Genomic DNA, 4,148 nt, shown 5'->3' with positions numbered 1-4,148 from the left:
CAGATTTTTCTGTAAACTGATTTTTTGAGGTAAAAGTGAGATTAATTATTTATTTTCATCATTAAGAATGGCAGAAATAGCATTTTTGAGATCTTCTGTATTAGTAACCGTGTTGCTTAGGGTTTTAGATTCATCCTGGCTCAGCTCTTTTTCAATAATGATCCTGAGTTTGGAAGATGTATGAGACTTATCATCCAGTTCCAGTCTTCCATCCAGAATAGCTACAATAATAACACCTGAGAGAATGATAACCCAATTGGCATAGATCCAGAAGAAGTAAATAGGTACAAATGAAACAACCCCAAAGATGATCTCCATATTAGTGAGATTATTAATATACCAGTCAAAAACATTTTTAAAGAATATCCAGACCAGAGCAGAAGTTCCTGCTCCGATGAAGATAGAAGTGAATCTGATCTTAACTGTGGGGATGAAAAAGAAACCCATAGTGAAGATAACAAACATGATCAGAAAGGGTGAGAAATAGGTAAGAATACCCTGTAGAAAGGGGATTTTAATAAATTTCAGCAGGATCGGCACAGATGAAGATGAGAGTAAAATCAATAAAAGCAGCACTCCACCTACACACATACCAAAGAATTTGATAATATCGCCAAAGAAGTTTTTATTTTTTTTTGAAGTAGCGCCCAGGATCGTATCAAAAGTGTCATTAATGATGCGAAATAATGAATAGGAAGTGAAGATGAGCAAGAGGAAACTAAAGAGATTGAAAGATATCTTCTGGGTAGTAAGACTGGCAATATATTCACCTATCTGCTCAGCAGAATCCGGGACAAAGATGGAGATAAGAAAAGTTTCCAGAGACTTATCTGAAGCAAATGGCAATTCAGGTATCAAAAAAAATAGAAATATCAGAAAAGGAACAAATCCCAGCAAAGTTACATAAGCCAGAGAAGCTGACTGGTTGAATACTCGATCTTTGAGGAATTTCTTTTTGAAAATGATCAGAAATGCATGGAATTTGGTCATAAACATTCCTTATTATTCATATCTAAGAGCCGTAACGGGATTAAGATTCGCAGCTTTGATAGCTGGAATTATCCCGGAAAGAAATCCCACTCCAACTGATACACCAATAGCAGCAATAATCATCCCTGGATAGGCTATCAACTGGAATTCCAGATATTTACTGACAATATTAAGGACTGAAAAACCCGCACCAACACCAATAACTCCACCAATAAAGGTAACCAGGATCGTCTGCACCAGGAACTGGATAAACAGATCAAATCTTCGAGCTCCTACAGCGAGCCTGATACCAATTTCACGGGTGCGTTCCTGAATCGTAGCCAGCATGATATTAATTATCACAATCCCGGCAACCAGCAGTGAAATAATACTGATCAGGAAAAATACCATACGGAAAGTCCGGGCATTTTTCTCAATTTCCTGTGCTTCTTCCTGGGCAGATTCGATATTGAATACGTTTTCACCATGCCTGATATTCAGCAGGATATTCTCCAGTTTATGTGCCAACGCTGGTGCTTCTTCGGCTGATCTTGCCTTAAGAGCCAAAGAGCGGACATTGTCTTTACCTGAAATTTTATTGATCATAGTTGAAATAGGTATGAAACTGCGTCGATTAAGATAATCAAGTGAATTTTCATTACCGACATTAAAAGAGTTTTTCAAATAGCGGTGTTTCATGATACCAACTATCTTCAGGCGTCTGTTTTTGAAAGTTATGTATTCTCCCAGAGGGTCATTATTAGCAAAAAGCTCTTCTTTGACTTTACTGCCAATCACGATAACATCATTGTTTTGATCAATATCAAATCCACTGATGAAGCGTCCCTGATCTGCGGTCCATTCTTCAATATGCTGATAATCGGGGACAACTCCCTGAACACGATTCCAGATGAATTTATCCTGAAAATTAATTCTGCCCCAGTCGCCCATGGAAGGATTAAAATATTCAGCTTCCGGGAGCAGTTCGCGAATATGGAATAACTCCTTGAGCGTGAAATAATCGCGTTCATTGCCATCACCATCATATTCCCAATTGCGATGTACTGTAATCTTAGCTAATCCTCCGCGTTCCATCATCCAGGATAAAGTCTGCTTATTGATCCCATTGACCATTGCCAGCACAACAATAACTGACATTGTACCCAGGACAATTCCCAATACTGTGACCAGACTGCGGATCTTGCGAGACCAGAAATCTGAGAGACCTACTTGTATACTTTCTTTGAGTGAGATTGCCATAGTTATTCTACGATGAGCCCATCAATGATCTTTATGGAACGGTCAGCCCGTTCTGATACGGCACTATCATGAGTAACAATGATAATGGTGTGTCCCAGATTATTGAGCTCAGAAAAAATGGAAAGAATATCATTCCCGGAATTGGTATCGAGATTTCCAGTGGGTTCATCTGCCAGAATGATCGTGGGATTATTCACTAAAGCTCTGGCAATGGCGACCCTTTGCCTCTGTCCACCTGATAATTCCGAGGGTTTGTGTTTCATGCGGTCATCCAGCCCCACATCCGTGAGTACCTTTTCTGCAAGTGTGCGTCTGCGGGAAGCATTCATACCAGAATACATGAGGGGCAGTTCCACATTGCGTCGGATATTCAGATGAGGCAGCAGATTGAAGGTTTGAAAAACAAAACCAATCTTATTATTTCTGATAGAAGCCAGTTTGGCTTTTTTTAATTTACTTATCTCCTGGTCTTCCAGCCAGTACCTGCCGTCAGAAGCAGAATCCAGGCATCCCAGGATGTGCATCAAAGTAGATTTACCTGAGCCAGAAGGTCCCATAATGGCTACAAATTCACCTGCTTTGATGTCAGATGTTACACCACGAAGGGCTTTTACTGATACTTTACCCATATTATATTCTTTAGTTAGATTTTCAAATCTGATCACAGTTTCCATATATACTCCATATCAAGATTGTTTTTCAGGAAATTTAATATATGTCAACTAAATTTGACTGGGGAGGTGAATTATTATGAAAAATATTACTTCAAAGGGATTATCGGATGGGTGACAGGTAATGGAGATAGAGGGCAAAGATTCTGTAGAAACAGGAAAACTACAACAATACAATAGTTACAGAAGAAAGGCATAACTCTGAAATAGCCATAGGGAAGCCACAGGGAACCCACTCGGGAGGTGATATACGATGAAAGAAACACCTGAACAAGTAGTAATGAGTTTAATTGCAGTATATTGTGGAGATTTCTATTTTGTTTATTCGAATTTACGTGATTAAGTGCAGTTACGTGATTGAAAAAGTTTTGTATCAAGACGAATGTAAGAAATAATTATCAACGAAAAATGCAAAAAACACGAAAGGAAATCACCATAATTAAAAAGACAATTCTATTTTATTAGACTGGTTTTCATCTTTTACTATTTACAATTTATATTTTACATTAATTTTGTGCCTTTAGAGCTTTTCGGTGATAAATTGAGAAAATATCTTATCAACCACTAAAGTCACGAAATAGCACGAAAAGGAAACATTTTGTGATAACTGTCGCCAGAACTCTTGCCAGGAGTACCATTTAAAACTCCTGCTGAACTGAGTGGACAAGCTAAAATTTAGAGAATATTCATAATTCTACGAGCAGGAGCTCGCAGTTCCCAGGGAGTTACTTAACCACTGTCAACTTTCCTTGATCAATAAATTCTTCATCTCTGGAAATACGCAGGAAATATACTCCTGTTGCTACTTTTTCTCCATCAGAATCACAGCAGTCCCAACGTGCTTCGCAAATTTTGAGTTTTGAATTTTGAATTTTGAATGAGTTGATGCGTTGTCCTTTGATATTATATATACTCAGTTCATAATCTGCTTCATCATCGCTGGTGGGATAATTGATGACAACTGATCCTCTTCCTTGCTTTAGATGTACCGGGTTAGGATATATTATCAGATTTGAATATTCCAGTTCGTCTTCATTAACAGGATTGCTATAGGGATTATATTCATAAGCACCCAGATCAATGCCGTTGCCTCTGATGCGCAGATTGCCGGAGCGGTCATATTCAGGTAATACTACTCCCTCGGGCAGCATTAGCGTTCCCATATCAATTGCTGGTGAACCCTCATCTATTCTGAAAGGATATTCTCCTTCATGCAGAAATAACGGGTCTGCTTCGCTGATGGTGCCT

General features: G+C 38.6%; 4 protein-coding genes. All 4 read right to left on the bottom strand.

All coding sequences use genetic code 11. The features are described 5' to 3' along the window. Positions 1-45: 45 nt before the first annotated feature. The gene (locus RAO94_00160; protein ID MDP8320739.1) at positions 46-990 is read right to left on the bottom strand and encodes a YhjD/YihY/BrkB family envelope integrity protein; all 945 of its coding nucleotides are present in this window, start codon (positions 988-990) and stop codon (positions 46-48) included. A 12-nt stretch (positions 991-1,002) separates the two neighbouring features. Next, a complete protein-coding gene (locus tag RAO94_00155) occupies positions 1,003-2,229 on the bottom strand; it encodes an ABC transporter permease (protein ID MDP8320738.1) in 1,227 nt (408 codons plus the stop codon). Positions 2,230-2,231: 2 nt separating this feature from the next. Beyond that, positions 2,232-2,903, bottom strand: a complete 672-nt coding sequence (locus tag RAO94_00150) for an ABC transporter ATP-binding protein (protein ID MDP8320737.1) — start codon at positions 2,901-2,903, stop codon at positions 2,232-2,234. Between the two features lie 722 nt (positions 2,904-3,625). After that, on the bottom strand, positions 3,626-4,148 hold a 523-nt coding region (locus RAO94_00145), incomplete at its 5' end, for a choice-of-anchor Q domain-containing protein (protein MDP8320736.1).

It is taken from the genome of Candidatus Stygibacter australis (genome assembly GCA_030765845.1).
Taxonomy (GTDB): Bacteria; Cloacimonadota; Cloacimonadia; order Cloacimonadales; family TCS61; genus Stygibacter; species Stygibacter australis.
Note: the sequence above shows the minus strand (reverse complement) of the source record. Positions and strands in the feature narration are given on the sequence as shown.

Bases quoted from the DNA above. Each gene is read 5' to 3' on its own strand.
- RAO94_00150 (MDP8320737.1), bottom strand. From the start codon at position 2,903: ATGGAAACTGTGATCAGATTTGAAAATCTAACTAAAGAATATAATATG.
- RAO94_00160 (MDP8320739.1), bottom strand. From the start codon at position 990: ATGACCAAATTCCATGCATTTCTGATCATTTTCAAAAAGAAATTCCTC.
- RAO94_00155 (MDP8320738.1), bottom strand. From the start codon at position 2,229: ATGGCAATCTCACTCAAAGAAAGTATACAAGTAGGTCTCTCAGATTTC.